The organism is Nocardioides daedukensis, from assembly GCF_013408415.1.
GTDB classification, from domain to species: domain Bacteria; phylum Actinomycetota; class Actinomycetes; order Propionibacteriales; family Nocardioidaceae; genus Nocardioides; species Nocardioides daedukensis.
Genome location: NZ_JACCAA010000001.1, coordinates 613,501 through 638,549 on the forward strand (window position 1 = coordinate 613,501; position 25,049 = coordinate 638,549).

Annotated in this window: 26 protein-coding genes; 12 read left to right on the top strand and 14 right to left on the bottom strand. The window is 68.9% G+C overall.

The window, feature by feature from the left end; translation table 11 throughout:
- Nucleotides 1-50: 50 nt before the first annotated feature.
- Nucleotides 51-1,058, top strand: coding sequence for an FtsX-like permease family protein (locus BJ980_RS03055; RefSeq protein ID WP_179500927.1), 1,008 nt, complete (start codon nt 51-53; stop codon nt 1,056-1,058).
- Nucleotides 1,055-1,780 carry an ABC transporter ATP-binding protein gene (locus BJ980_RS03060; RefSeq protein ID WP_246279915.1) on the top strand — a complete coding sequence of 242 codons (726 nt, stop codon included), beginning with the start codon at nt 1,055-1,057 and terminating at the stop codon, nt 1,778-1,780. Before BJ980_RS03055 ends, BJ980_RS03060 begins: the two co-directional genes overlap by 4 nt.
- Here BJ980_RS03060 and BJ980_RS03065 read toward each other — a convergent pair.
- Nucleotides 1,731-2,141: a pyridoxamine 5'-phosphate oxidase family protein gene (locus BJ980_RS03065; protein WP_179500928.1), complete on the bottom strand. Its 411-nt coding sequence runs from the start codon at nt 2,139-2,141 to the stop codon at nt 1,731-1,733. The genes BJ980_RS03060 and BJ980_RS03065 overlap by 50 nt on opposite strands.
- Nucleotides 2,142-2,483: 342 nt before the next feature.
- Entirely contained in the window at nt 2,484-3,068 is a 585-nt protein-coding gene (locus BJ980_RS03070; RefSeq protein WP_218855395.1) for a M23 family metallopeptidase, read from the bottom strand.
- A 304-nt stretch (nt 3,069-3,372) separates the two neighbouring features.
- Between BJ980_RS03070 and BJ980_RS03075 the strand changes: the two genes are divergently transcribed.
- Entirely contained in the window at nt 3,373-4,176 is an 804-nt protein-coding gene (locus BJ980_RS03075; RefSeq protein ID WP_343047664.1) for a LysR family substrate-binding domain-containing protein, read from the top strand.
- Between the two features lie 27 nt (nt 4,177-4,203).
- Here the strand turns inward: BJ980_RS03075 and BJ980_RS03080 are convergent, their stop codons facing one another.
- Genes BJ980_RS03080 through BJ980_RS03095 form a run of 4 tightly spaced genes read right to left on the bottom strand, consistent with a single transcriptional unit; the run spans nt 4,204 to nt 7,199 of the window.
- Nucleotides 4,204-4,764 (bottom strand): nucleosidase, encoded by a 561-nt coding sequence (locus tag BJ980_RS03080; RefSeq protein WP_179500930.1) that lies wholly within the window; start codon nt 4,762-4,764, stop codon nt 4,204-4,206.
- 39 nt (nt 4,765-4,803) lie between these two features.
- On the bottom strand, nt 4,804-6,240 hold the full coding sequence (locus tag BJ980_RS03085; protein ID WP_179500931.1) for a GuaB1 family IMP dehydrogenase-related protein: 1,437 nt from the start codon (nt 6,238-6,240) through the stop codon (nt 4,804-4,806).
- Nucleotides 6,241-6,251: 11 nt separating this feature from the next.
- Nucleotides 6,252-6,896: a hypothetical protein gene (locus BJ980_RS03090; RefSeq protein ID WP_179500932.1), complete on the bottom strand. Its 645-nt coding sequence runs from the start codon at nt 6,894-6,896 to the stop codon at nt 6,252-6,254.
- Between the two features lie 3 nt (nt 6,897-6,899).
- Nucleotides 6,900-7,199 carry an EthD family reductase gene (locus BJ980_RS03095; protein ID WP_179500933.1) on the bottom strand — a complete coding sequence of 100 codons (300 nt, stop codon included), beginning with the start codon at nt 7,197-7,199 and terminating at the stop codon, nt 6,900-6,902.
- An 89-nt stretch (nt 7,200-7,288) separates the two neighbouring features.
- Here BJ980_RS03095 and BJ980_RS03100 point away from each other — a divergent pair, with 89 nt between their 5' ends.
- Nucleotides 7,289-7,591, top strand: a complete 303-nt coding sequence (locus BJ980_RS03100) for a YiaA/YiaB family inner membrane protein (protein ID WP_179500934.1) — start codon at nt 7,289-7,291, stop codon at nt 7,589-7,591.
- A 95-nt stretch (nt 7,592-7,686) separates the two neighbouring features.
- On the opposite strand, the gene BJ980_RS03105 is transcribed toward BJ980_RS03100, so the two are convergent.
- Together BJ980_RS03105 and BJ980_RS03110 are read right to left on the bottom strand one after the other, a co-directional pair.
- A complete protein-coding gene (locus tag BJ980_RS03105) occupies nt 7,687-8,898 on the bottom strand; it encodes an acyl-CoA dehydrogenase family protein (protein ID WP_179500935.1) in 1,212 nt (403 codons plus the stop codon).
- Nucleotides 8,899-8,935: 37 nt separating this feature from the next.
- Nucleotides 8,936-10,312, bottom strand: a complete 1,377-nt coding sequence (locus BJ980_RS03110; protein ID WP_179500936.1) for an acyl-CoA dehydrogenase family protein — start codon at nt 10,310-10,312, stop codon at nt 8,936-8,938.
- Nucleotides 10,313-10,451: 139 nt separating this feature from the next.
- On the opposite strand from BJ980_RS03110, the gene BJ980_RS03115 reads away from it, so the two are divergent.
- Both BJ980_RS03115 and def read left to right on the top strand, forming a co-directional pair.
- Nucleotides 10,452-11,243 (top strand): hypothetical protein, encoded by a 792-nt coding sequence (locus BJ980_RS03115; protein ID WP_179500937.1) that lies wholly within the window; start codon nt 10,452-10,454, stop codon nt 11,241-11,243.
- A gap of 45 nt (nt 11,244-11,288) precedes the next feature.
- Nucleotides 11,289-11,885: a peptide deformylase gene (gene def, locus BJ980_RS03120; RefSeq protein WP_179500938.1), complete on the top strand. Its 597-nt coding sequence runs from the start codon at nt 11,289-11,291 to the stop codon at nt 11,883-11,885.
- An 84-nt stretch (nt 11,886-11,969) separates the two neighbouring features.
- Here def and BJ980_RS03125 read toward each other — a convergent pair whose 3' ends face one another.
- From BJ980_RS03125 to cobT, 3 genes are read right to left on the bottom strand one after another with little or no spacing between them, the layout of a single operon-like run.
- A complete protein-coding gene (locus BJ980_RS03125; RefSeq protein WP_179500939.1) occupies nt 11,970-12,773 on the bottom strand; it encodes a TrmH family RNA methyltransferase in 804 nt (267 codons plus the stop codon).
- A complete protein-coding gene (gene cobA, locus BJ980_RS03130) occupies nt 12,766-13,983 on the bottom strand; it encodes a uroporphyrinogen-III C-methyltransferase (RefSeq protein ID WP_179500940.1) in 1,218 nt (405 codons plus the stop codon). Before cobA ends, BJ980_RS03125 begins: the two co-directional genes overlap by 8 nt.
- Nucleotides 13,983-15,053 (bottom strand): nicotinate-nucleotide--dimethylbenzimidazole phosphoribosyltransferase, encoded by a 1,071-nt coding sequence (cobT, locus tag BJ980_RS03135; protein ID WP_343047665.1) that lies wholly within the window; start codon nt 15,051-15,053, stop codon nt 13,983-13,985. Before cobT ends, cobA begins: the two co-directional genes overlap by 1 nt.
- A gap of 94 nt (nt 15,054-15,147) precedes the next feature.
- Between cobT and BJ980_RS03140 the strand changes: the two genes are divergently transcribed.
- The gene (locus tag BJ980_RS03140) at nt 15,148-15,669 is read left to right on the top strand and encodes a YbhB/YbcL family Raf kinase inhibitor-like protein (RefSeq protein WP_179500941.1); all 522 of its coding nucleotides are present in this window, start codon (nt 15,148-15,150) and stop codon (nt 15,667-15,669) included.
- Nucleotides 15,670-15,700: 31 nt separating this feature from the next.
- On the opposite strand, the gene BJ980_RS03145 is transcribed toward BJ980_RS03140, so the two are convergent.
- The 3 genes from BJ980_RS03145 to BJ980_RS03155 form a co-directional block, all read right to left on the bottom strand.
- A complete protein-coding gene (locus BJ980_RS03145; RefSeq protein WP_179500942.1) occupies nt 15,701-16,714 on the bottom strand; it encodes a GNAT family N-acetyltransferase in 1,014 nt (337 codons plus the stop codon).
- Between the two features lie 105 nt (nt 16,715-16,819).
- On the bottom strand, nt 16,820-17,452 hold the full coding sequence (locus BJ980_RS03150) for an FMN reductase (protein ID WP_179500943.1): 633 nt from the start codon (nt 17,450-17,452) through the stop codon (nt 16,820-16,822).
- Complete coding sequence (locus BJ980_RS03155) at nt 17,449-18,597, bottom strand: LLM class flavin-dependent oxidoreductase (protein ID WP_179500944.1); 1,149 nt, start codon at nt 18,595-18,597, stop codon at nt 17,449-17,451. Before BJ980_RS03155 ends, BJ980_RS03150 begins: the two co-directional genes overlap by 4 nt.
- Nucleotides 18,598-18,742: 145 nt before the next feature.
- Between BJ980_RS03155 and BJ980_RS03160 the strand changes: the two genes are divergently transcribed.
- From BJ980_RS03160 to BJ980_RS03180, 5 genes are all read left to right on the top strand, one after another.
- The gene (locus BJ980_RS03160) at nt 18,743-19,540 is read left to right on the top strand and encodes an ABC-2 family transporter protein (protein WP_179500945.1); all 798 of its coding nucleotides are present in this window, start codon (nt 18,743-18,745) and stop codon (nt 19,538-19,540) included.
- The gene (locus BJ980_RS03165; protein ID WP_343047666.1) at nt 19,533-20,348 is read left to right on the top strand and encodes an ABC transporter permease; all 816 of its coding nucleotides are present in this window, start codon (nt 19,533-19,535) and stop codon (nt 20,346-20,348) included. Before BJ980_RS03160 ends, BJ980_RS03165 begins: the two co-directional genes overlap by 8 nt.
- A gap of 4 nt (nt 20,349-20,352) precedes the next feature.
- A complete protein-coding gene (locus BJ980_RS03170) occupies nt 20,353-21,315 on the top strand; it encodes an ABC transporter ATP-binding protein (RefSeq protein ID WP_179500946.1) in 963 nt (320 codons plus the stop codon).
- Nucleotides 21,316-21,378: 63 nt separating this feature from the next.
- Complete coding sequence (locus tag BJ980_RS03175) at nt 21,379-24,600, top strand: PKD domain-containing protein (RefSeq protein ID WP_179500947.1); 3,222 nt, start codon at nt 21,379-21,381, stop codon at nt 24,598-24,600.
- Between the two features lie 31 nt (nt 24,601-24,631).
- On the top strand, nt 24,632-25,006 hold the full coding sequence (locus BJ980_RS03180) for an ankyrin repeat domain-containing protein (RefSeq protein ID WP_179500948.1): 375 nt from the start codon (nt 24,632-24,634) through the stop codon (nt 25,004-25,006).
- Nucleotides 25,007-25,049 lie beyond the last annotated feature (43 nt).

The window sequence follows — 25,049 nt, forward strand, 5'->3', positions numbered from 1 at the left end:
CAGCATGGAGGTGCGCCACGGACAGTGGCCGGGAGGCGAGGAGGACACAGGTGTACGTCGCGTGGAGGGACGCGGTTCATGCCCGCGGCAGGTTCCTGCTGATGGTGGGGGTGGTGCTGATGATCTCGGTGCTGGTGGGGCTGCTCAGCGGGCTGACAAAGGGGCTGGGTGAACAGAGCACCTCGGCGATCACCGGCCTGCGGACCGAGCGGCTGGTCTTCTCGGGAGGCACCCCGGACTTCGCCTCCTCACGAGTGCCGGCATCGGCGGGCATCGAAGGAGAACCGATCGGTCTGGCCACGACCCGCGCGACGGCCGACGAGAAGACCACCCCGGTCACCGCCATGGGTGTCCGACCCGGTTCCTCGGCCGCGCCGGACGCGGCACGGGTCGCTCCCGGCCGAATTGTGCTCACCGCACCGCTGGCCGACGAGCTGGGCCTGGCCGAAGGCGACTCGGTCGGGTTGGGAACGGAGTCCTACGTAGTGGCCGACATACGTGGCGAGGCGTCCTACTCGCACACGCCGGTCGTCTGGCTGGCGCTGGACGACTGGACTGCCCTCACCGGTGCCGACGCGCCGACCGTGGTGGCCACCAGCGACGTCGCCGACGTGCCCGAGGGCTACACCAGTGTCGCGTTGGGTGACTCGCTGCGGGCGATCGGCGCCTATTCCTCCGAGAACGGTTCATTGCAGTTGATCCGTGCCTTCCTGCTGGCCATCTCTGCCCTCGTCGTCGGTGCGTTCTTCACGGTCTGGACCATGCAGCGCGCCGGCGACATCGCGGTGCTCAAGGCGTTGGGCGCCTCGACGAGCTTCCTGCTTCGCGATGCGCTGGGACAGGCAGCCCTGCTCCTGCTCGGAGGGGTGGGCCTGGGAGCCCTGCTCGTCCTCGCGCTCGGGACGGTCGTCGGCAGGGACGTCCCGTTCGTGTTGGACGCCGTGACCCTCGGCGGGCCGCTCCTGCTGCTGGCCCTGTTGGGCATGTGCGGCGCGGCCCTGGCCGTACGCCGGGTGTCCACCGTGGATCCGCTCACTGCCCTGGGCAGTGCCCGATGACGGCGCCCGAGATGCGTGCGCTCGAGCTGCGGGGCGTGACCCTCACCTATCCCGACGGGGCCGGGCGACTGACCGCGCTCGATGATGTCTCGATGACGGTGGCCCGGGGTGAGCTCGTGGCCGTCGTGGGTCCTTCGGGATCCGGCAAGTCGTCACTGCTGGCGGTTGCAGCCACGCTGATCCGCCCCGACACGGGCCGCGTGCGGATTGACGGTCACGAGGTGACCGGGCTGTCGCGTGCTGGGACCTCCGTCGTACGCCGCGCACGGATCGGCCTGATCTTCCAACAGCCGAACCTGATCGAGTCGCTCACCGCCCTGGAGCAGCTGACGGTGACCGCGTCCCTGTCCGGTCGCCCGCGCGTATCGGCCACGCCTGAAGCGCTGGAGCTGCTCGACGCGGTCGGTCTCTCGTCGGTGGCCGGCCGACGTCCCGGGCAGCTCTCGGGTGGGCAGCGCCAGCGGGTGAACATCGCCCGCGCACTGATCGGCGGTCCTTCCCTGCTGCTCGTCGACGAGCCCACTTCGGCGCTGGACCACGAGCGAGGCCACGTCGTGATGGACCTGATCAGGTCCATCACCCGCGAGCGTGGGGTGGGGACCGTGCTGGTCACCCACGACACGGGCCACCTGCGACCCGACGACCAGGTCGTGGAGTGCCTCGACGGACGGCTCAGGCCTCGGCGCGCTCCGGCACCCGACCCAGTGCACGGGTCAGCGTGATCCGCAGGGCCACCCGGGTCGGGTTCTCTCGCGGCTGGCGGTAGCGCGACGCATAGAGCGCCTCGGCACGACGTACCGATACCGGATCGGTGAGGATCTCAGCGGTGCCCTCCAACGAGGCCCAGTAGGGCCCGTCCAGCTGGCACACCGCCACCTGGACCCGCTCGCCGGCCCGCACGTTGCGGGCCTTCACGGAGTGGTCCATGGTCACTCCCCAGGCTTGTCGCGCCTCTGCATCCAGGACGATGCCCATCGGGGTCACGTGCAGGGAGCCGTCGGGGCGAGGAGTCGTCACCGTGCACAGGTGCCGCGCTGCCCAGAAGGACAGGAAGTCGGGATCGGACAGCAGGTGGAGGCTCATGGGAACAGTCTCCGTCATCAACCCTGACACCTCGGTGTGACCAGGAGAACATTCGCGCCCTGTTTGCACCGGGACACAGCTGGGAAAGAATGTGCGCAACCCAACCAACCGCGAGAGGAGCCTGCCATGTTCATGTGTGCAGCCATCTGCGGCGGCGTTGCCCTCGTCTATGGCATTGCGGCCCTGGTCCCCGAAGGGGAGCCGGTCAAGGTCAAGATCGAGGACTGAACCGCTCGCCGGTCAACGAGTGGACGGGGCCCCGCTGGTCGGGGCCCCGTCGCACGTCCACGGGGTTCGGCCACTGAGTACGCCCGGCCTGCGTTCAGCCCGACTGAGCGCGACCTAGGGCTGCACGCCATGCTCGGCCAGCGCGAGTGCCGGGTCTTGCGGGTCCTCGGGGCCCAGGCGCACCTCGAGGTGCAGGTGCGGTCCAGTCACGTTTCCGGTGGACCCGACCGTCCCGATCACGCTGCCGGCCTCGACCTCCTGGCCGGGGGCGACGTGGGTCTCGCTCTGGTGGGCATACCAGAACTGCGTGCCGTCCGGGCCCGTCACGACGGTCATCGTGCCGTAGGCGCCGGCCGGTCCGGACTCGGTCACCACGCCGCCAGTGACGGCACGGATCGGTGTCTCGGCAGGTGCGGCGAAGTCCAGTCCGGTGTGCGTGCTGGACCACAACTCGCTGGAGGCGCCGAAGCGCCCGGTCAGGTGATAGCCCTCGACCGGCAGGACCCACTCCGGCTCGGGGGCGGGCTCGGGCTTGGCCTCGATCCTCATCACCGGCGCGAGCCGCTTGCGCTCGGCCAGCTCACTGCCGGATCCGTCCGCGTGAGCGGCACCCGGACTCGCAGCCAGGACACCTGCTGCCAGTGGCAGGAGAACGATCGGGCGCGCGATGGCGCGCCACTTGGAATGAAGTGAAGTCATCATGATGGATTCGCAGCTCACACGCCCCGCGCAGATCGGCGCGGTAGGCACTGCCCGGTGAGCCTCGGGAGGTCGAGGGAATGGCTCCGACCGGGACGGGCAGTGTCGGCGTCCACCGATCGGGGTTGAGCGAGCGGCCGCCAGCGAGGGGCGACCGAACCAGTGCGCCATCCGGGATCCCTGCCACGCAAATCAGGACAGACCAGGACATGACGCACGTCACCACTGAGAGCCGCGGGCACGCTCAGCGGGGCCGCAGAACGCGACTGGAATCACAGCCCTCCGGCGCCGCTAGGCTGAGCGGGTGAGTGACCCCCTGCGCATCGGCTTCGTGCCCGGCGTCAACCCCGACAAGTGGGCGAAGGTATGGCGCCGGCGCCTGCCCGACTCTCCTCTCGACATGGTTCCGGTCGGCGAGACGGAGGACCCACGCTCGCTGCTCGATGACGGTGGCGTCGACATGTGCTTCGTGCGCCTGCCGATCGAGCGCGAGGGTGTCCACCTGATCCCGTTGTGGGAGGAGATGCCCGTGGTCGTCCTGGCCAAGGAGCATCCGGCCGCGGACTGGGACGAGATCCCCCTCGAGGACCTGCTCGCAGAACAGCTCGTCGCGGGTAACGTTCCCGACTGGGAGCAGATCCGCACCGCCACTCCCCTGCCATTTCCGCCGATGACGACCAAGGACGCGATCGAGGTGGTCGCGTCGGGAACGGGGATGGCGATCCTGCCGATGGCCGTGGCGCGCCTGCACAACCGCAAGGACGTCGTGCACCGCCCCGTCCTGGGCCTCCCGACGACACGCATCGGGTTGGCCTGGCTGATCGCCAACGAGGACCCTCGCGTCGAGACCTTCATCGGGATCGTGCGCGGTCGGCGAGAGACCAGTTCGCGAGAGAACCCGCCGGTGGCCGCCCCGAAGAAGCAGGGGAAGAAGGGTGCCGAGGCGACGAAGCAGTCCGGATCCAAGCAGTCCGGGTCCAAGAAGCCCGGCCAGGGCTCCGCAAGGGGCACGTCCGGCAAGCGACCGCAGCGGGCCGGGAAGCCGGCACGCCGTGGCGCCCCGAAGCCCGGCAGCGGGCGCGGCGGTTCCTCTCGACGCGGTCGTTGAGCAGTCCGGACCGGTGCTCAGCGGGGCTCAGGTAGAGCCCGGGCCCAAGTTTTCGATGACCCAGTCGCCGAGCACCTTGGCGCTGGCGTCGACCTGCTCCGGCCAGCTCATCGCACTCTCGTCGGCATTGTCGGAGACGTGCTTGACCATCCGGATCGGCACCCCGAACGACTGCGCCGCCCACGCGACGGCGTAGCCCTCCATGTCGACCAGATGCGCCTGCTGCGCAAGGCGTGCTCGGTCAGTCGGATCGGTGACGAACAGGTCGCCGCTGGCCAGCACGGTCTCGCCAGGACCGACCTGCAGTCGCTCGCGCGGGTCATAGCCGAGTGCGCGAATGGCGTCCGCGTTCAGGTCGTGGTTGAGCACCTCGCCGACCTCGAAGAGGCCCTCGAGGCCGTCGCGCAGTGCCCCGGCGGTGCCGAGGTTGACCACGGTGAGGTCGGCCAGGTCGTCGCGTCCGGCGAGTGCCCGGGCCGTGGTCACCGCTGCCGGGGTCTTGCCGATCCCGGTGAGCACCACCTCGAAGCCGTCAGGGACGTACGCCGTCTCGGCCTTCGCTGCGGCCACGATCAGGTAGGAGGTCACCCGGGAAGGCTAGAGCACTGGACTGGTCACCCGAATGGGTCACCAGCTCTGGGCCAGCGGCCGTCCCTCGTGGAAACCGGCGGCGGACTGGAGCCCGACGACAGCGCGCTCGTGGAACTCGGCCAACGACGCCGCGCCTGCATAGGTCATCGAGGAACGCACGCCGGCGCAGATCTGGTCGATCAGGTCCTCGACGCCCGGACGCTGGGGGTCGAGATACATCCGCGACGAGGAGATGCCCTCCTCGTAGAGACCCTTGCGCGCCCGGTCGTAGGCCGACTCGGAGGAGGTGCGGTTGGCGACTGCGCGGGCAGAGGCCATCCCGAACGAGACCTTGAAGGCACGACCGTCGGAGTCGGTGAGCAGGTCGCCGGGTGACTCGTGGGTGCCGGCGAACCATGAGCCGATCATCACCGAGGAGGCGCCGGCGGCCAGGGCCAGGGCGACGTCGCGGGGATGGCGTACTCCCCCGTCGGCCCACACGTGCTTGCCGAGCTCTCGGGCCGCCGCGGCACACTCGAGCACCGCCGAGAACTGCGGTCGGCCAACCCCGGTCATCATCCGGGTGGTGCACATGGCACCGGGCCCGACACCGACCTTGACGATGTCGGCGCCCGCCTCGATCAGCGCCCGGGTGCCCTCGGCGTCGACCACATTGCCGGCTGCGACAGGGATCTGCGGGTCGAGGGCGCGCACCGCGCGCAACGCCTCGATCATCCGCTCCTGGTGACCGTGTGCGGTGTCGACCACGAGGCAGTCCACACCCGCCGCGATGAGCTCCTTCGCCTTCGTGGCGACGTCTGCGTTGACACCGATCGCAGCCGCGATCCGGAGCCCGCCGTTGCCGTCGACCGCGGGGTCGTAGAGGGTGGCGCGCAGCGCTGCCAACCGGGTGAGCACGCCGATGAGCAGCCCGTCACCGTCGACGGCCACCGCGAGCGGGGCGCGGGCCGTGTCGATCGCGTCGAAGGCAGCGCGTGGGTCTGCGTCTGCGGCGAGTCGGACGAAGTCCTTGTTCATCACCTCGCCGACCTGGGCGAACCGGTCGACGTCGGCACAGTCCGCCGCACCGATCACGCCCACCGGACGGCCGTCCTCCACGACCACCGCGGCCTTGTGGGCCCTCTTGGGGATCAGCGAGAGCGCCTCGGAGACGGTCTGGTCCCGACGCAGCTCGATCGGGGTGTCGAAGACGAGGTGACGCGACTTCACCTGGGCGATCACCTCGGCGACCACGCTGACCGGGATGTCCTGCGGGATGACGGTGATCCCGCCGCGACGCGCAACGGTCTCGGCCATCCGCTTGCCAGCGATCGCGGTCATGTTGGCGACCACCAGGGGCAGCGTGGCCCCGGTGCCGTCCGAGGTGGACAGGTCGACGTCGTAGCGACTGGCGACGGCCGAGTGCCGCGGAACCATGAAGACGTCGTCGTAGGTCAGGTCATGCGGCGCAGCCGCGTCGTTGAGGAATCGCACGAGGGTCCAATCTAGCGCGTGTGGCCACGCGGGTCGGGGTCGATGCCGGCTGCCCGGGGTGCCTCGAGGCCCACCCGGTGGAGCTCCATTGCGGCCAGGGTGTGGATCGTTGCCACGTCGCCCTGACGCCACGCGGCAGAGGGATCGGGGTGGACTCGGGTGAGCACGTCGAGGGGTTGGTTCGAGAGCGCACGCAGGGCCAGCAGGTCCGGCGCGCCGCCACCGTCGAGGTAGGCCCGCGCCTGGGTGGACTCCCGGATGAAGCGCAGTCGCGGGGGCCCGTGGAAGGCCAGCAGCAGGACAGTCGGCACCAGGGCGAGGGAGAGTCCCAGCTTCCACGCCAACGAGGTGATGGCGTCCTCGGACTCGGTTGCTCCCTCTGCGAGCTTGACCGCCTGCTCGGCAGCCCGGTGGAACGGCTCGGCGGCTGTGTCACCCAGCAACGGGATGGCACCCAGCACGTCGCCGGCCGCAGCCAGGTTCTCGGCCATGCCGGTGGAGGCCTGCTGCGCCTTCTGCGTGGGCTCGGTGAGCGAGTGGATCGAGGACCAGGTGGCCCAACCCTGCCAGGCCCAGAACCCGATCCAGAGGACCACGAGGACGTCGAGGGCGATCTGTCGCAAGCGGCGTGGCTGCTGGACGGCGTACAGCGCCATTGCTCAGTCCGAGCCGAGGGTCAGGACGGTGACGCCGCCGTCGGCATAGTTGGGTACGTCGGCCCCCACTGCACGCCCCGCGTCCGAACGCATCGCGTCCCCGTAGGCGGCTGCGTCGTCGAAGTCGCAGGTGAAGATCGCGAAGTAGGGCGACCCACCCTGCACGTCATGGACGTCATAGCTGACCCGGATGTTGCTCACGCCGGGGAGCGCGCGAGCGAGCGGCAGGTGCACCTCTTCGTAGTGACGTCGGAAGGCTGCAGGGTCCTTGGGGTGGCCGTAGAGGACCATCATCGTGAGCATGGCGCCCACACTACTGAGATCGGATACTCAGTCGAGGTCAGGTAGTTGCACGGATCCGCCCCGGCGTGGATCAGGGAAGTCTTGTGGTCATGACGAACATGACGAGCAAGAACACCAACGCCTTCTTCATCCAGGCCGCCATCTCCTTCGGGATCGTCCTGCTGACCATGGTCCTGGCGGTCTGCTACCTGCCGGTCGACCCGTGGGTGCGGGCCTTCCTGGCGCTCGGGACCCTGTTCCTGACGACCTCGTCGTTCACGTTGGCCAAGTGCGTGCGCGACAACCAGGAGAACGCCGCAGTCACTGCGCGGATCGACCAGGCCCGGGTCGACAAGATCCTGGCCGAGCACGACCCCTTCAACCAGTACAACTACAACCAGCAGGCCTCCTGAGCCTCGCTGCACCAGCGCGGGGCACCAGCCCGGAACGGCAGCGACCCCCGGTCACCAGTGGTGGCCGGGGGTCGCTGTCGATTCGGATCAGTGGATCACTTGAGTTCAGCGCTGGAGAGGCCGAGGATGCGGCGGGCCACGATCAGCTGCTGGATCTGCTGGGTGCCCTCGAAGATGTCGAGGATCTTGGAGTCGCGCGACCATTTCTCGAGCAGCTCGGTCTCGCTGTAGCCGAGGCCGGAGGCCAGCTCGACGCAACCCAGGGTGATGTCCGAGCCCACCCGGCCGGCCTTCGCCTTGGCCATCGAGGCCTCGAGCGAGTTGGGCTTGCGGTTGTCCGCCATCCACGCCGCCTGCATGGTGAGCAGGGTGGCGCCCTCGAGGTCGGCCTCCATCTGCAGGAACCGGGCGGCAGCTGCCGACTGGGTGATCGCCGGGCGGTCGTAGTCGATCTCGACACCGGCGTCCTCGAGCAACGACCGGGTCAGGTCGAGGGAGGCCCGGGCGCAGCCGATGGCCATCGCGGCGACCAGCGGGCGGGTGTTGTCGAAGGTCGCCATCGCACCGGCGAAGCCCTGCTTCACGTCCACCTCGGGCGAGCCGAGGAGGTTCTCCGCCGGAACGCGGCAGTCGGTGAAGGTGATCACCGCGGTGTCGGAGGCGCGGATGCCGAGCTTGTGCTCGAGCCGCTCCACCTTCATCCCGGGGGTACCCTTCTCGACCACGAACGACTTGATCGCCGCGCGGCCCAGGGCCTTGTCCAAGGTGGCCCAGACGACCACGCTGTCGGCGCGCTCGCCCGAGGTCACGAAGATCTTCTCGCCGTTGATCACGTAGTGGTCACCGTCGAGCTTGGCCGTGGTGGAGACCTGTGCGGAGTCGGACCCGAAGGCGGGCTCGGTGATCGCCATCGCGGCCCAGGTGCCCTGGAACCGCTCGAGCTGCTCGTCGTTGGCGACCGAGGCGATCGCGGAGTTGCCCAGGCCTTGGCGCGGCATCGAGAGGAGCAGGCCGGTGTCGCCCCAGCACATCTCGGCCACCGACATCACCGAAGCCAGGTTGGCGCCGTTCTTGACCGAGGTGTCGGTCTCGGAGGTGTCGCGGCGTACGCCGGTGGCGCCCGCACCCTCGGAGGCTCCGGACTCGGAGAGGCCGTCGATCATGGCCGCGAGCATGTCCAATTCCTTGGGATAGGCGTGCTCGGCCTGGTCGTACTTGCGAGAGATGGGGCGCAGCATGTTCATCGCGACCTGGTGGGCCTGGTCGACGAGTGCGCGGTGCTTCCTGGGGGTTTCGAGATTGATCATGAGAGGTCTCCAAAGGTGAGTGAGGGGGCGGACTGCGTCATACGAGGACCCCTCCTTCCAGAAGGCCGACCGCACGCAGGTCGCGATACCAGCGCTCGACGGGGTGTTCCTTGACGAAGCCGTGGCCACCGAGGAGCTGGACGCCGTCTAGGCCGATCTGCATGCCCTTGTCGGCGCAGATCTTGCGGGCCAGGGCGACCTCGCGGGCGAAGTCCTTGCCCTGTGCCGCACGGGCGGCAGCCTTGTAGGTGATCAGGCGCATCGCCTGCAGCTCGATGGCGATGTTGGCGACCATGAAGGCGACCGACTGGCGGTGGCTGATCGGCTCGCCGAACGCCTCACGCTCGTTCACATAGCTCTTCACGTAGTCCAGGACGGCCTGGCCGGTGCCGATGGCCAGCGCGCACCAGGCGAGGCGGGACAGGCGGACTACCTCGAGGTATGTCGTACCGTCGCTCTCGCCGAGGATCGCGTCGTCGTCGACCTTGACGTCGGTCAGGGTGAGCTTGGTGAGGCCCGCGGCGCGCACGCCCATCGCCGGATCGCCCTCGATCGCGATGCCCTCGGTGCCGGACTCGACCAGGAACAGGACGTTCTTGCCATCCAGCTCGGCACCCACGACGAAGAGCTCGGCGTCGGCGCCACGGGGCACCAGGGTCTTCACGCCGTTGATGACATATCCGCCGTCGGCCTTGACGGCCTTGGTCTCGGGCCGGAGCACGTCGAAGAGCGGGCGCGACTCGTTGAGCGCCAGCGACGCGGCAGGCACGTCGTCACCGGTGAATGCCGGGAGGTAGGTGGCCTGCTGGGCGTCGGTGCCCCACAGGGAGATCGCGGTCGCGACTGCGCCGGGGGCCAGTGCCGCGACGGCCAGACCCATGTCGCCCTTGGCCAGGGCCTCGGCGACCAGCGTGCCTGCCATCGCCGAACGCTCCTCGGAGATGCCGCCGAGCTTCTCGGGGATGCCGAGGATCGGCAGGCCGATCTCCAGGCTGGACTTGAGCAGGTCGTCGGGGGCGGCACACGCTTCGTTGGCCTCTGCGGCAGCAGGACGGACCATCTCCTCGGCGAACTCCCCCACGACGTCGACGAGCATCTGCTCGTCCTCGGTCGGGGTGAGGTCGAAGACACCGGAGGGGTTCGCGGCCGGGACGCGGACGCCGGCGGCGCCCTTCTTGCCCTTCTTGGCGAAGGCTCGACCGGCCTGGCCGGCGACCTTGAAGCCTCCACGGGTCACGGTGAACACGGTCTGCTCGGTCTGCTTGCGCAGGCCGAGGCGGTCGATCAAGTCGCTCGAGGCGAGCTTGTTCAGCGCGAGGACGGCATAGCCGATCGGGTCTCGCGTCTCACCGTTGCCGACACCGTGTTTGCCGCCCGGGGAGACAGCGTTCTTGGTTGCTCTGATCAGGGACATGCATGAAATGTAACTCTGAGTTACACACGGCGCCACACTATTGGTATGTGGCTCAGGTCACAGGATCGCTGCCGGTAGGCTGGGGCCGTTCCCACACACGTTCTGGAGGGTTTTCGTGGCCGGATGGCGGCACCAGCAGATGGCATCCGGTCTTGTCGGTGCCCTGATCGACTCGGGGAACAAGCTCATCCGTCGCCGCCCCGTCGACCTGGCCACGTTCCTGGCGGCTCTCGACGTGACCGAGCCGAGGCGCCTGCTGGACTCGGCCGAGGGTCGCCGCGACGCTCGCCACCACCTGGACCTGGCCTGGGAACAGACCGTCTCCTCGCTGGCCAGGCCAGAGTCCCTGCCCGAGGTCGTCGAACGACGTGCCCGGACCCGGGTGCATCCCGCCGCGCCCTGGCTCACCGCCGCTGTCGCCGGCGGGGGCGGCGCCCTGGTCGTCTCCGGTTCGCAGCCCGCTCCCCTGGAAGCGGTCGGCGTGCTGGCGGTCGTCGGAGTCACCGCGATCGGGTCCGCATGGACGTGGCGCCCGCGCACCGCCGGCCGGGATCGGAAGTTCACCGTCAGCGGTGCGTCAGCCGTTCTCGCCCGCGCCCAGGCACTCGCAGCCGGGCAGTCGGTCGGCGACCCGGAGGCTCTCAGGGCCGCGGATCGGTTGCTGGCGTTGGTGCAGGGCGACGCCCAGGAGGCCGAGGCCGCCGAAGAGGCCGCCCGTGCCGCAGGAGTGGTGACACCGCAGGGCACGCTGCTGCCCGAGGGGCAGCTCTCCCCCGCACACCGGGCGGTCGCTGACGAGGTCCTGACCCAGCGCGCCGAGCTGGTCCGAGGACTGCTGCACCTGCAGGGTGCGGTGCTCCGCATCTCCGAGGACGATCGACGCATCCGCCGCGAGGAGTATCGCCGGATCGTCGAGGACCTCGACGGCTGAGGTCAGTGGCATCGAGGTCCACCACCTCGCCCTATGATCTGGGCCATGCCGGCGACACAACCAGAACCCAACGCTCCCCACGGACCGCTGCCCACCGGCGGAACCGTCCGGCCGATCACGCGGTGGGGCACGCCGCCCATGCACACGGCCCAGGCCCGGGTCACCGAGTTCGACGACGAGCTGCGCAGCCTGGTCGCCGACATGGTCGCCACGATGTATGCCGCCGACGGCGTGGGGCTGGCTGCCTGCCAGATCGGGGTCGATCGCGCCGTGGTGGTCTTCGACTGCCCGGATGCCGAGGGCGTCCACACCGTCGGCGTGATCTGCAATCCCGAGGTGGTCCTGCCCGAGGGCAAGGAGCGGGTCCTGGACGACAGCGACGAGGGCTGCCTGTCCTTCCCGGGCTCCTTCGTGGAGTGCGCGCGTCCCGACTTCGCCACGGTCACCGGCCAGGGACTGGACGGCGAGCCGGTCGAGTTCTCCGGCGACGGGCTGCTGGCCCGGTGCCTCCAGCACGAGACCGATCACACCAAGGGCACCGTGTTCGGTGACCGGATCAGCGATCGGGCGCGCAAGAAGCTGAAGAAGCAGCATGAGAAGGCCGCCTCCGAGTTCCCGCCGGGCTGGCCCGCAGAGGACTGATCCGCTGAGGACTGCCCTGCTGAACACTGGTCTGTCGGGTGCGGGGTGACGGACCACCTTCGACGGTCCGCGACGATCTGAGCGCTACCGACGTGCAGTGATGTAGCAGGCGACCGCGGTCGCCGCGGCGACGTTGAGCGAGTCGATGCCCTCGCGCATCGGGATGATCGCGCGCCGGTCCGCCGACCGCTCCCACCGCTCCGACAGTCCGTGGCCCTCGGAGCCGAGGACCAGGGCGACCTTCTCCTGCCCGGCCACGGCATCCTCGATCACCATGGCGTCGTCGGCAAGGGTCAGCGCGATCGTGGTGAAGCCTCGTTCGGAGAGCATCGGCAGGGCATCGTGCCAGTCCGGCAGGCGGGTCCACGGAGTCGAGAACACGGCTCCCATCCCCACCTTGATCGCGCGTCGATAGAGCGGATCCGCGCAGCGCGGCGACAGCAGCACGGCGTCGAATCCCAGCGCGGCTCCGGAGCGGAAGATCGCACCGACGTTGGTGTGGTCCACCAGGTCCTCGACGACCAGGATCGAACGCGCGCCCTGCAGCACCTCGTCCACCCCTGGCAGCGGCAGTCGCTCCAGCGAGGCGAGCGCACCCCGATGGACATGGAAGCCGGTCACCTCCTCGGCCAGCTTCTCCTCCAGCACGAAGCAGGGGGCGTCACTGGTGCTCAGCACGTCGCCCAGACTCTCCACCCACCTGGGCGCCATCAGGAAGGACCGCGGGGTGAAGCCGGCCGCGACTGCACGGCGTACGACCTTCTCGCCCTCGGCGAGGAAGAGGCCGTTCTCGACCTCCAGGCTCTTGCGGAGCTGGACGTCGCGCAGGTCGCGATAGTCCACCAGCCGAGGGTCGGCCGGATCGTCGATGTGGACCAGGTCAGCCACGCGGGAACCGCTCCGGGTGGGCGACGGCGACCACCTCGCCGATCACGATGATGGCTGGCGGGCGTACGTCGTTGGCGGCGATGTCGGCCTCGATCGTGGCCAGGGTGGTGAGCACCGTACGCTCCTCGGGCATCGTTCCGTCCATCACGATCGCGACCGGGGTGGCCGGATCCCGACCGTGCTCGACGAGTGCCGCGGCGATCGACGCAGCAGTCTGCACGGCCATCAACAGCACCACGGTGCCCTGCATCTGCGCGACCGCCGACCAGTTGACCAGCGACTCGGCGTGGCCGGGCGGCAGGTGTCCGGAGATGACACTGAACTCGTGGGTCACGCCGCGGTGGGTCACCGGGATGCCCGCCCGGGCTGGCACTGAGATGGATGAGGAGAGTCCCGGAATCACCTCGACCGGGACGCCGGCCGCGCGGCAGGCGATGACTTCCTCATATCCGCGCCCGAAGACGAAGTTGTCGCCGCCCTTGAACCGCACGACCCGTTTGCCCTGCTTGGCCCGCTCGACGATGACCTCGTTGATGAACTCCTGCGTCGCGGAGCGGCCACGGGGCAGCTTGGCCACATCGATGAGCTCGGTGTCCGGGGAGAGTTCGTCGAGGAGCTCTCGGGGCGCCAACCGGTCGGCCACGACGACGTCGGCCGAGGAGAGCGCGTTGCGCGCAGCGATGGTGACCAGGTCGGGCGAGCCGGGGCCGCCGCCCACGAGGACCACGCCAGGAGTCCGGTCGGGAGTCGAGGTGATCACACCCTCGCGGAGTGCGGTCATGATCTCGTCGCGGATCGTCGCCGACTGGCGCGGCTCCCGGTCACCGAGGACAGCGACGGTGACGGTGCCGTGACGCCCGGTCGCGGGGGTCCAGGCAGAGGCTTCGCGGGCGTCGTCGCTGCGGACGCAGAAGATCCGGCGTTCCTCGGCGGCTGCGGCCACTGCCGCGTTGGTCTCCCGGTCGTCGGTGGCGGCGATGGCATACCACGCCTCGTCGAGGTCCGCGGGGGTGAACTCACGCAACTCGATGGTGATCTCGTTGGCCAGGCCCTCGATCGATGGGGTGACGGCACGGGAGACCAGCAGGATGTCGGCGCCGGCGGCGATCAGCGCCGGCACCCGACGCTGGGCGACATGCCCGCCGCCGACCACAACGACCTTGCGACCCGCGAGGCGCAGGCCGGAGGGGTAGGGGACGAAGTCACTCATCAGTCGTCCTTGTTCGCCACACCGGCGGAGTCGAAAGTGGCCATCTCGTCGAGGATCAGGGCCGCGGAGCGCACCAGCGGGAACGCGAGGGCAGCCCCACTTCCTTCACCGAGCCGCAGATCCAGGTCGACCAGTGGGCGCAGGCCGAGCCTCTCGAGGGCCGTCCGGTGTCCAGGTTCGACACTGCGGTGACCGGCCATGCAGTAGTGGATCGCCTCCGGGCTGAGAGCCTGTGCGACCAGTGCCGCGGAGCCGGCGATGACACCGTCGAGGATCACCGGGAGTCGCCGCGCTGCTGCACCGAGGATGAAGCCGGCGAGTCCCGCGTGCTCGAGGCCACCGACTTCCGACAACACGTCGATCGGCTCGGCATCCGGCGCGAGACGCGCGACCGCGTCCGCCACGATCCGCGTCTTCAGAGCAAGCGTGTCGTCGTCGATGCCCACCCCGCGGCCAGTCACGACCTCCGCAGGGGTGCCCGTCAGGGCTGCCAGCAGGCACGCCGAGGGTGTCGTGTTGCCGATGCCCATGTCACCGGTGAGGAGTACGTCGTGACCTGCGTCGGCCAGCTCGTTCGCGACCGAGATGCCTGCCGCGAGGGCTCGCTCTGCCTCTGCACGGGACATCGCCGGACCCTGCGAAAGGTCGGCGGTGCCGCGTCGTACGTTGCGGACCAGGACGACGTCGTCGCCGGCGACCTCGGAGGCAACACCCACATCGATGACCCGTACGACGGCCCCGCAGGCGCGCGCCAGCACGTTGACCGCCGCTCCCCCGGCGCGGAAGTTCTCCACCATGCCGACAGTGACTTCCTGGGGCCACGGCGACACCCCCTGGACCAGCACCCCGTGGTCACCCGCGAAGACCGCGACGGCCGGGCGCTCAGGTGCCGGCGGAGGGCAGGAGCCCGAGATGCCGGCCAGCTGGATGGAGACCTCTTCGAGCGCACCGAGCGCTCCGGCCGGCTTGGTCAGCTGCGCCTGACGTTCGCGAGCCTGCCGCATCGCCGTCTGGGAGAGCGGCGCAATGGCGGCCAGGGTGGACTCGATCTGTTCGCGTGGTGAGGTCACGCCCTCGATTCTCCCCGATCCGGCGGCGCGGCGACGACCCGGCCACATCCCTTCCACGTGGCGGACACTGGAGCTGTTGGCTAGGTTCGAGTGCATGAGCATCAAGCGTCCCGTCACCCCGAACCCCTACGAACTGCTCCCGGCCACCGCGTCGTTCAGTGTCACCAGCACCGATGTCACCGACGGTCAGCCACTCAAGGACGACCAGGTGGCCGCCCGCGGCAACTCCTCACCCCAGCTGTCCTGGAGCGACGTACCGGAGGGCACCAAGTCGTTCGTGGTGACCTGTTTCGATCCGGATGCCCCCACTCCCAGTGGCTTCTGGCACTGGGTCCTGGTCGACATCCCTGCCGACGTGACCTCCCTCGACACTGGCGCTGCGGCCGGCGATCTTCCCGGCAACGCGTTCCACGTCCGCAACGACGGGGGCGAGTCTGGCTTCATGGGGGCGGCTCCTCCGGAGGGTGACCAGGTGCACCGCTACTTCTTCGTCGTGCACGCGGTTGGCGAAGAGAGCCTGGGCGTCGACCCAGATGCCTCGCCGGCGGTGGTGTCGTTCAACCTGGCCTTCAAGACCGTGGGCCGAGCGATCATCACCGGTACCTACCAGCACTGATCGGCCCCTTCTCCGAGCCGGTCGAGGCCGGTCACTCCAACGGCGCCTTGCGCTGCACCTCGTACATCCGTTCGCGGGCGACGTAGCCGAAGTCGGTGTTGGTGCGATACATCGCATGGTTGTCCGGCTCGGTCCAGGTGTGCAGGGCACGCCGGCCCGGGTGGTCGCGGGTCAGGACCTGCAGGGTGGCCAGCTTCAGGCGGGTGCCCAGTCGGCTCCCCCGGTGCTCGGGCATGACCAGTGTGTCGTCCTGCATGGCCAGCTCACCGCCCCGTGGCAGGACCAGCTGCGAGTAGCCGCCCATCACCGAGTCGGAGCGCCGGCGAGCAGCCGCGACGATGCTGATCCAACCCGCCGAGAGACGGGCCTCGGAGGCGCGGAGCCTCTCGACGTCGACGACCTGCGGGCTCACGTCGATCTCACCCGTGGGGACGTCCTGCGACATCTGGGTGCGCATCCGACAGAACGCCTCCACGTGCTCGTCGGGGCACCGGTCCCCCCACACGATGACGTCATAGTCCTCGGAAGCCGCGTGCGCTGAGTCGAGCTCCGCCATGTGCTCATCGGCCATTGGCAGGTCGAGGACCAGGTGGTCCTCCTGGTGAACCGGGAAGAGTCCCAGACCGGCGGCGAAGAGAAGAGCAGCGCTCTCCTCAGCCGATGTCTCCGTCGGGACGTAGGTCTCGGCACACAGCGTGGAACGCTGCTCAGCGGCGCAGATCAGCTCGATCTCACGGAACAGGGCGGTGCCGACGCCGGCTCGGCGGTGCTCGGGGTGCACCGAGATTTCCAACGTGGCCAAGTGGGTGTTGTCCTGCAACGACAGGTGCAGCTCGGCGATGCCGAGGTAGTCACCGCCCTGGGAGCTCGCCGCCAGCCGGACGATGCGGTGATAGGGACTCGGGCCCAGCAGCGCTGACTGCTCGAAGGACTCATACGTCCGTTCCCAACCGAATGGGCGGTCGTGGCGCACGGTGTCCTGCTCGACCCGGAACCATGCGTGCAGAGCGTTGGTGTCGCGGACGTCGAGCTCGATGATCTCCATGCTGCCCAGCCAACCCGCAGCGGGCCACGGCTGGCAAACCGATTTCGGCCTGGCTCGGCGCAGTCGCCGAGCCAGGCCACGGTCAGCCGGGGATCCTCAGACTCCTCAGCCGGAGAGGGAGGCCAGCATCGACTCGAAGTCCGGGGTGTCCTCCGGGTTGTCGATGGTGACCTTCACCGGACGGGTTGAGCGGGTGTCCACCGTGCCGGAGACCACCGCCGCCAGCTGCGAGCCTGCCTTCGCCACACGCACGCTGAGCGCTCCGCCCTCGGAGCTGCCGAAGTCCTCGCTCGCGGCGAAGACCGCGGTGGGTACGACGACCGCCTTGAGGTAGGCGAACATCGGGCGCAGGGCGTGCTCGGTGACCAGCGAGTGCCGGGCAGTTCCGGCAGTCGCGCCGATCAGCACCGGCGTGCCCTCCAGCGCGTCCTTGTCGATGGCATCGAAGAACATCTTGAACAGGCCGCTGAAGGACGCGCTGAACACCGGGCTGACTGCGATGACGGCGTCGGCCGAGGCAACCTTGTCCAGAGCACCTGCCAAGGCCTCGGGAGCGAAGCCGGTCAGCATCATGTCGGCCAGGTCATGAGCCAACGGGCGCAGCTCGATGACGTCGACCTCGGCCTCACGCCCACGATCGGCCAGGGACCTCACGGTGGCCGCTGCCAACTGGTCGGCGAGCAGGCGGGTGGACGAGGGTGAGCTGAGCCCACCGCTGATGACTGCGATCCTGGTCATGCCGTGACCTCCTCGGGTGACCGGCCGGTGACGTCGTCAGCCGGCGCGTGGACGGTGGCGTCGCGGGCTCCGCCTGCGGCGGCGACCCGGGACTGGTGGGTGGGCGCATCCGGGACGCCCGCGGGCTTGCGGGCGGCGAACTCCTTGCGGAGCACCGGCACGACCTCCTCGCCCAGGATGTCCAGCTGCTCGAGGACCGTCTTGAGCGGCAGGCCGGCGTGGTCCATCAACCACAGCTGGCGCTGGTAGCCACCGACGTCCTCGCCCAGCTCGAGGGTCCGCTCGATGACCTCCTGCGGCGAGCCCACCGTGAGTGGCGTCCCGGCCATGAAGTCCTCGAGCGAAGGGCCGTGTCCATAGACCGGAGCCTTGTCGAAGTAGGGCCGGAACTCGTTGATGGCGTCCTGGCTGTTCTTGCGCATGAACACCTGTCCGCCGAGGCCGACGATGGCCTGCTCGGCGGTGCCGTGTCCGTAGTGCTCGAAGCGCTGGCGGTAGTAGGCGATCATCTTCGCGGCGTGCGAGTGCGGCCAGAAGATGTGGTTGTGGAAGAAGCCGTCGCCGTAGTACGCAGCCTGCTCGGCGATCTCGGGCGAACGGATCGACCCGTGCCACACGAACGGGGCCACCCCGTCGAGCGGTCGCGGCGTGGAGGTGAACTGCTGGAGCGGCGTACGGAACTTGCCCTTCCAGTCCACGACGTCCTCGTGCCACAGCTTGTGCAGCAGCGCGTAGTTCTCGATCGCGAGCGGAAGACCCTCACGGATGTCCTTGCCGAACCAGGGATAGACCGGCCCGGTGTTCCCTCGACCCATCATCAGGTCCATGCGTCCGTCAGCGAGGTGCTGCAGGTAGGCGTAGTCCTCCGCGATGCGGACCGGGTCGTTGGTGGTGATCAGCGTGGTGGAGGTGGAGAGGATGATCTTCTCGGTCTGGGCGGCGATGTGGGACAGCAGCACAGTCGGGTTGGCGGGCGCGGCGAACGGCGGGTTGTGGTGCTCTCCCGTCGCGAAGACGTCCAGGCCGACCTCCTCGGCCTTGCGGGCGATGGCCACGGTCGCCTTGATCCGCTCGTTCTCGGTCGGCGTGCGGCCCGTGGTCGGGTCCGTCGTCACGTCGCCAACGGTGAAGATCCCGAACTGCATCTCTGCCTCCTACTTAGTTGAACATGTAATTACCTTGCTCAACGGGACCCCCTGCGCCGATATTCCCCCGCTACCGGGTCGATCTCCAGGCATCGTCGACTCGACTGGCATGATGCATTCCTGACCACGAACGCCTGGAGGTTCGGTGCTCTACGTCGCGATAGCCACCCGCGCCTTCCGACGCTATTCGACCTACACCCTCGCAACCCTCGCCGGCATCTTCACCAACTGCATCTTCGGCATCATCAGCTGCTTCGTCTTCATGGAGGTCTGGCAGCAGCGTCCCGATGCCGGCGGATACGACCTCACCGACGCGCTCACCTACGTGTGGGTCGGTCAGGCCATGCTGATGACCGTGGCCATGTTCGGCGGCGGCTCCCCCGACGACCTGGCCGCGCGGATCCGCAGTGGTGACGTGGTCATCGACTTCTATCGCCCCGTCGGCCTGCTCGGCTGGTATCTCGCCGCCGACCTCGGCCGAGCGACGTACCACCTGCTCACCCGGGGCCTCGGCCCGGCACTGGTCGGCGCCCTCCTCTTCGATCTCCGCTCCCCGCCAGGGCCGTGGGGCTGGGTGGCGTTCCTGGTCGCGGTGGTCCTGGCGGTCCTGGTCAGCTTCGCGCTGCGGATGCTGGTGGCGATCACCTCGTTCTGGCTCTTCGACGAGTCCGGCCCGCGCACGGTCCTGGTGGTGATGAACTCGTTCTTCACCGGTCTCACCGTGCCCCTCGTGCTCTTCCCCGGGGCCCTGCGCGAACTCGCGATGGCGCTGCCGTGGGCCGCGATGCTGCAGGTCCCGGCCGACATCTGGCTCGGCCAGCGCACCGGCGCCGAGGTCTGGTCCGGGTTGGGTTTCGGGGCCGCTTGGGCACTCGGCCTGATGATCGCCTGCCTCACCATGCTCCGGCTCGCCGAGCGCCGGGTGGTGGTCCAGGGTGGTTGACCGCACGCAGGTCGTGGACGGCTGGAGCGGCTACTGGCGCATCGCCGGGATGTGGATCCGTGCCTCGATGACGTATCGGGTGTCCTTCTGGCTGCTCACCGCCAGCGCCTTCGTGATCGGAGCACTGGACTTCATCGGCATCTGGATCCTGTTCCACACCATCGACTCGATGGGCGGCTTCACCCTGCGCGAGGTCGGGTTCCTCTATGGCGCGACCGGCCTGGGCCTGGCCTTCGCCGACATGTTCGTCGGCCGCATCGAACGCCTCGGCCAGATGATCCGGATGGGCGACCTTGACACGATGATGGTGCGCCCGGTCCCCCTGCTGGCCCAGGTCTGCTCCAACGAGTTCGCGCTGCGCCGACTCTCGCGCATCCTGCTGTGCGTCCTCGTGCTCGCGTGGGCGTCGGCGTACGTCGAGTGGTCGCCCCTGCGCGTCCTGGTCGCGGTCGGCATGGTCGTCGGTGGAGCGGCCATCTACTGCTCGATCTTCATCGTGCTGGCCTGCATCCAGTTCTGGACCGCGGACGGCGTGGAGTTCGCCAACGCCTTCACCTACGGCGGGAACACCATCACCCAGTACCCGCTCGCCATCTTCCCCGGTGAGGTCCTCAAGGCACTGACCTTCGTGGTCCCGCTGGCCTTCGTGAACTGGTACCCGGCCCTCTTCATCCTCGGCCGCGACGATCCGTTCTCGATGCCCGAATGGTTCTCGTTCCTCACCCTCCTGATCGGCGCACTGATGCTCTGGATCACGACCCTTGTCTGGCGCTTCGGCGTCCGCCACTACCGATCGACGGGAAGCTGAGCCGATGACTGATCTCATCGAGGTGACCGACCTCGCCCGCACCTTCACGGTGCGCAGGAAGGCTGGACGACTACGGCGTACGACAACCTCCGTCGACGCGGTGCGCGACCTGTCGTTCTCGGTCGCGGCCGGCGAGATGGTGGGCTACATCGGTCCGAACGGCGCCGGGAAGTCGACCACCATCAAGATGCTGACCGGCATCCTGGTCCCCTCCACCGGCCAGGTCCGGGTCGCAGGCCTGGATCCGTCTCGGCGACGCACGGAGCTGGCCCGGCGCATCGGCGTCGTCTTCGGCCAGCGCACCACGTTGTGGTGGGACCTGCCGTTGCGCGACTCCTTCGAGCTGCTGCACAAGATCTATCGCACCGAACCCGCTCGGCACCGCGAGAACCTGGCCGAGTTCCTCGACCTGCTCGACCTCGAGGACCTGCTCGACACCCCCGTCCGGCAGCTCTCCCTGGGGCAGCGGATGCGCGGCGACATCGTGGCCGCGCTGCTGCACGACCCGGAGATCCTCTACCTCGACGAGCCGACGATCGGTCTCGACGTGGTCAGCAAGGGACGGCTGCGCGAGTTCCTGCGCGCCCTCAACGAGCACCGCGGGACGACACTGATGCTCACCACCCACGACCTGCAGGACATCGAGGCCCTGTGCGACCGGGTGATCGTGATCGACCACGGCACCGCGATCTTCGACGGCTCACTGGTCGACCTGCACGCCCGCGGAGGATCGCACCGCACCCTGGTCGTCGACCTCGTCGACGAGGCCGCCCCGATCCAGGTGCCCGGCGCCGAGGTGGTCCGTGTCGAGGGGCCGCGCCAGTGGCTCTCGTTCCCGCCCGGGACCAGCGCCGCACCGATCGTGGCGGCCGTGGCGGCGGCGTACGACGTCGCTGACCTCTCGATCCGGGAGCCGGACATCGAGGATGTGATCCGCACCCTCTATGCCGGTGCGCCACCTGTCTAGACCTGTGGCAGAAAATTCATGATTCGCCAGATTCGGGAGAAAACGCCCATCTAGCATCGGCAGATGATCTCCGCGCTCGCCCTGCGTCGTTCTGCCGTTGCCGCCGTGTGTGCCGCCGCCCTGGCCGTTCCGCTGCACCTTTCCGCCTCCGCCGAGGATGACACCGCTGTCGCCCTGCCCGCGCCGGGCTCGCTCGCGCGATTCGTCTCGGCCGGCTACAACAACGACCTCTCGGTCGAGGGCTACAACGGGTACTACACGACGAACCCCGACGGTTCGGAGCCCGCGCACCTGATCAAGCAGCGCCCCTTCACTGACGAGGATCGCGCCTCCGGGGCCACGAACGCGAGTATTACCAGGTTTGCGGTCTCCCCGGACGGGCTGCATGTGGCAGCCTGGGTGCGCGACCCCGAGGGCTACGTCGTTCCGGGGGGCACCCCGAGTGATTCAGCTGGACAGCCGGGACGCACCGGCGAGGCACTGGTGCTGTTCGACATCTCCGGGACCTTCCTGCGAGTCCTGGTGGAGAACCGACGCATCGACAGCACATATCACCAGGACGTCCACAACACCTTCGAGGACATCACCTGGCTCGACATGGGGCACCTGCTCGTGGCCGGCTATCAGACGCAGTTCGCGGGGACGTCCGAGGAGTGGAGTCGTGGCGTCCTGCGTCAGGTCGACATCGCGACCGGTGCGGTCGGGGCAGTGATCTCCATCGAGGACGGCACGCTTCGCGGCAAACACATCGATCGCGGCTGGGCAGGCGGCGGCACAGTGCTGGCCGTGGCGGAGCGGTCGGCGTTCGTCTTCACCCCCGACGCCCAGATGGTCGAGCTGCCGAAGGCACTCACCACCGATGACCCCACCCATGAGGGATATAACGGAGGGGCCGTCTCGCCGGACGGGCGCCACATCGCGGTGAGCTATGCGGGTCCCCGGGACGAGAACGGGACCAGGCCGTTGATCGATGTCTTCGACCGCGAACTCGATGGCTCCTGGACCCGTCGCCACCTCACCGTGGCCGAGTTGGGCCGCAGTGCGACCTGGGTCAAGTGGCTGCCCTACACCGACTACGCCGACGCAACACTCCTGCTGCCGCTGGATCGCGAGGATGCCCATGATGTCGCCGCCGTAGTGCGTGTCGGTCCCGGAGTGGCTCCCGGCGATCGCATCGCCGAGGTGTTGCCCAAGATCGAGGGACCATGGACCTGGCAGCCGATCCCGGTGCCACCGGCCGGCTCCGGGACCGCGGACGTCAGCGTCGCCCTGCACGACACGACGACTTCCGCAGGCCAGGCATGGACCGGAAGGGTCCGCGTGACCAACCGCGGACCTGATCGCGCAGAGGACCTGACGCTCGACGTCGAGCTCGGTGATGAACCCGCAACGTCGCTGACGATCGGGGACACCGCGTGCGCCGATGGCACCTGCCGCATCCCCGCGCTCGCGGTGGGTGAGCAGGTGGACGTCTTCGTGTCGGATCGGTTCGCAGCGACCGGCGTGGTGCCCCTTTCCGCGAGCGTCACCACCTCGAGCCTCGACTGGAACCCGGGAAACAGCACGGCTGCCACCGGGGTCCGGATCACGACGCAGGCGCACGCACATGCCGCAGCGGGCCGCGTCGTGTACCAGGAACGCAACGGCGGGACGATCGTCGTCAGCAACCCGGACGGCACCGGCCGCAAGGTGCTGGCCACACCACCGGCCGACGGCTCGATCTCCCTGATGGAGGTGCACGGCAACACCGGACTGGTGTTGTGGCGCAACGACGACACCTTCGAGTACACCCTGGTCGGAGTCGACGGGAATCCGGTGCGGTCATTCACGTTGGGCGCCAGCAGCGGACTCGCTGTGGCACTCTCGCCCGACGCCCGCACGGCGTACTTCGTCCAGGCGGTCGACGCCGGCGGCGATGGTGGACACGACGACAGGTTCCGCCTCGTCGAGCAGCGGCTCGACGTCGCCAACGCTGCGCCGCGGGTCCGTCGCGAAATGACCGGCGCCCTGCCCAAGGGCCTGCGGGTCTCGCCGGACGGAACGCGTCTGGCATACCTGGTCCAACCCGTCGGCGACTACATCCGCAGCATCGGGATCGTAGACCTCGACTTCGCTCGCCCGCCACGCACGGTGGGACTGACCGGCCACGGGGACGTCCGTCCCAACAACGTCCCGGCCTGGTCCCCCGATTCCGGGCGGGTCGCAGTCGCAGTCGGCGACTTCTCCCCCTTCGACCCGGCAGGCAAGGTGCTCGCGGCGGCGTTGGACGGGAGCGTCGAGACGATGTCCACGACGACGGAGGCGCTCTGGGTCAGCGACTGGTCCCCGGACGGCGACAAGGTCATCCTCAACGACCTCGACCGCAGTGCGACGCTCGATGTCGCGACGGGCACAGTCACCCCGCTGATCCAGCGGCCGGCCTGGTGGAGTGGTCAAGCGCTGAGCACCTCACCCTCGCCCAGCCCCACAGTCAGCGCGACCACGTCGCCCAGTCCGACACCCAGTCCGACGGACAGCCCAACCGTGTCTCCCAATCCGACGACCAGTCCCACGAGCACTCCGACGACCACTCCGGGCCCCGATCCCACCTCGTCGCAGGCACCTGACACCGCGGCCCCGACCGGCGCGTTCACGCTCAGCCCGTCGAAGTACGTCCGCAGGGGGCGATCGGTGACACTCACTCGCACCAGGATCGCCGACGACCGCGACTCGGCCGCCGACGTGACCGTCCGCGTGACCTGGGGCGACGGGACCACCGACACCGTCACCACGGGCTCGACCACGAAGCTGACGCACACCTACCAGTCCACCTCCCGTCCGGTCCTCCGGGTGAGCCTGAGCGACAGGGCCGGCAACACCGCGCGCGTGGTCAACACCGCGCTCGTCGTCGACGGCACCGCGCCCAAGGTGGCCCTCACGGTTCCCTCCTGCGGGAGCCGCCGCGGCAGCAGCTGTACGTCGTACCTGGACCAACGGGCTCGGTGGAGCACCATTCGCGGCACCGCGTCCGACACCTACGGGTCCGGTGTCTCCAGCGTCAAGGTGCGCCTGGTGCAGCAGCGCGGCAGCCGCTGGTATGCCTACGTCGGCAGTCGCTGGAGCAGGCAGTCGAGCCAGACCAAGGCGCTCGCCGCAGCCAGTCTGCGCACCGCGAGCCGACCGTCGAGCTCGACCTGGTCGATCAAGGCACCCGGGCTCACGTCGGGGAAGATGATCGTCACCTTCGTCGCCACGGACCGGGCCGGCAATGCCCGCACCGGGACCTACGCACGAACCCTGCGCTGAGCCTCTGGCCGCGACTGCCCACAATGGGTCCATGCCCCCGCTCGATCCTGAACAGACAGCCCGCGTCGTGGAGATCGCGATGGACCTCGCACGCGCCGGGGAGACCGCAGAGCTCATCGATTTCCTGGATCACGGCTTCCCCGTGGACCAGGTCGATGCGGCGGACAACAGCCTGCTGATGCTCGCCGCCTACCACGGCCACCACGAGACCGTGGCGGCGTTGATCGCCCGTGGGGCAGACGTGGACCGACGCAACAACCACGACCAGTCCCCCGTCGCGGGGGCCCTGTTCAAGGGCCACGACGAGGTGGTCGCCGTGCTGGTCGCTGCGGGCGCAGACCTCGATGCGGGTACGCCGACCGCGCGGGCGGCAGCGGAGATGTTCGGTCGCACCCACCTGCTCTGAAATGCACGAAAGCTCGGCTCTCAAACATCAAGAGCCGAGCTTT

Bases quoted from the DNA above. Each gene is read 5' to 3' on its own strand.
- BJ980_RS03060 (WP_246279915.1), top strand. From the start codon at position 1,055: ATGACGGCGCCCGAGATGCGTGCGCTCGAGCTGCGGGGCGTGACCCTC.
- BJ980_RS03065 (WP_179500928.1), bottom strand. From the start codon at position 2,141: ATGAGCCTCCACCTGCTGTCCGATCCCGACTTCCTGTCCTTCTGGGCA.
- BJ980_RS03070 (WP_218855395.1), bottom strand. From the start codon at position 3,068: ATGACTTCACTTCATTCCAAGTGGCGCGCCATCGCGCGCCCGATCGTT.
- BJ980_RS03090 (WP_179500932.1), bottom strand. From the start codon at position 6,896: ATGGCGCTGTACGCCGTCCAGCAGCCACGCCGCTTGCGACAGATCGCC.
- BJ980_RS03095 (WP_179500933.1), bottom strand. From the start codon at position 7,199: ATGCTCACGATGATGGTCCTCTACGGCCACCCCAAGGACCCTGCAGCC.
- BJ980_RS03100 (WP_179500934.1), top strand. From the start codon at position 7,289: ATGACGAACATGACGAGCAAGAACACCAACGCCTTCTTCATCCAGGCC.
- BJ980_RS03105 (WP_179500935.1), bottom strand. From the start codon at position 8,898: ATGATCAATCTCGAAACCCCCAGGAAGCACCGCGCACTCGTCGACCAG.
- BJ980_RS03110 (WP_179500936.1), bottom strand. From the start codon at position 10,312: ATGTCCCTGATCAGAGCAACCAAGAACGCTGTCTCCCCGGGCGGCAAA.
- BJ980_RS03115 (WP_179500937.1), top strand. From the start codon at position 10,452: ATGGCATCCGGTCTTGTCGGTGCCCTGATCGACTCGGGGAACAAGCTC.
- def (WP_179500938.1), top strand. From the start codon at position 11,289: ATGCCGGCGACACAACCAGAACCCAACGCTCCCCACGGACCGCTGCCC.
- cobA (WP_179500940.1), bottom strand. From the start codon at position 13,983: ATGAGTGACTTCGTCCCCTACCCCTCCGGCCTGCGCCTCGCGGGTCGC.
- BJ980_RS03140 (WP_179500941.1), top strand. From the start codon at position 15,148: ATGAGCATCAAGCGTCCCGTCACCCCGAACCCCTACGAACTGCTCCCG.
- BJ980_RS03145 (WP_179500942.1), bottom strand. From the start codon at position 16,714: ATGGAGATCATCGAGCTCGACGTCCGCGACACCAACGCTCTGCACGCA.
- BJ980_RS03150 (WP_179500943.1), bottom strand. From the start codon at position 17,452: ATGACCAGGATCGCAGTCATCAGCGGTGGGCTCAGCTCACCCTCGTCC.
- BJ980_RS03155 (WP_179500944.1), bottom strand. From the start codon at position 18,597: ATGCAGTTCGGGATCTTCACCGTTGGCGACGTGACGACGGACCCGACC.
- BJ980_RS03170 (WP_179500946.1), top strand. From the start codon at position 20,353: ATGACTGATCTCATCGAGGTGACCGACCTCGCCCGCACCTTCACGGTG.
- BJ980_RS03175 (WP_179500947.1), top strand. From the start codon at position 21,379: ATGATCTCCGCGCTCGCCCTGCGTCGTTCTGCCGTTGCCGCCGTGTGT.
- BJ980_RS03180 (WP_179500948.1), top strand. From the start codon at position 24,632: ATGCCCCCGCTCGATCCTGAACAGACAGCCCGCGTCGTGGAGATCGCG.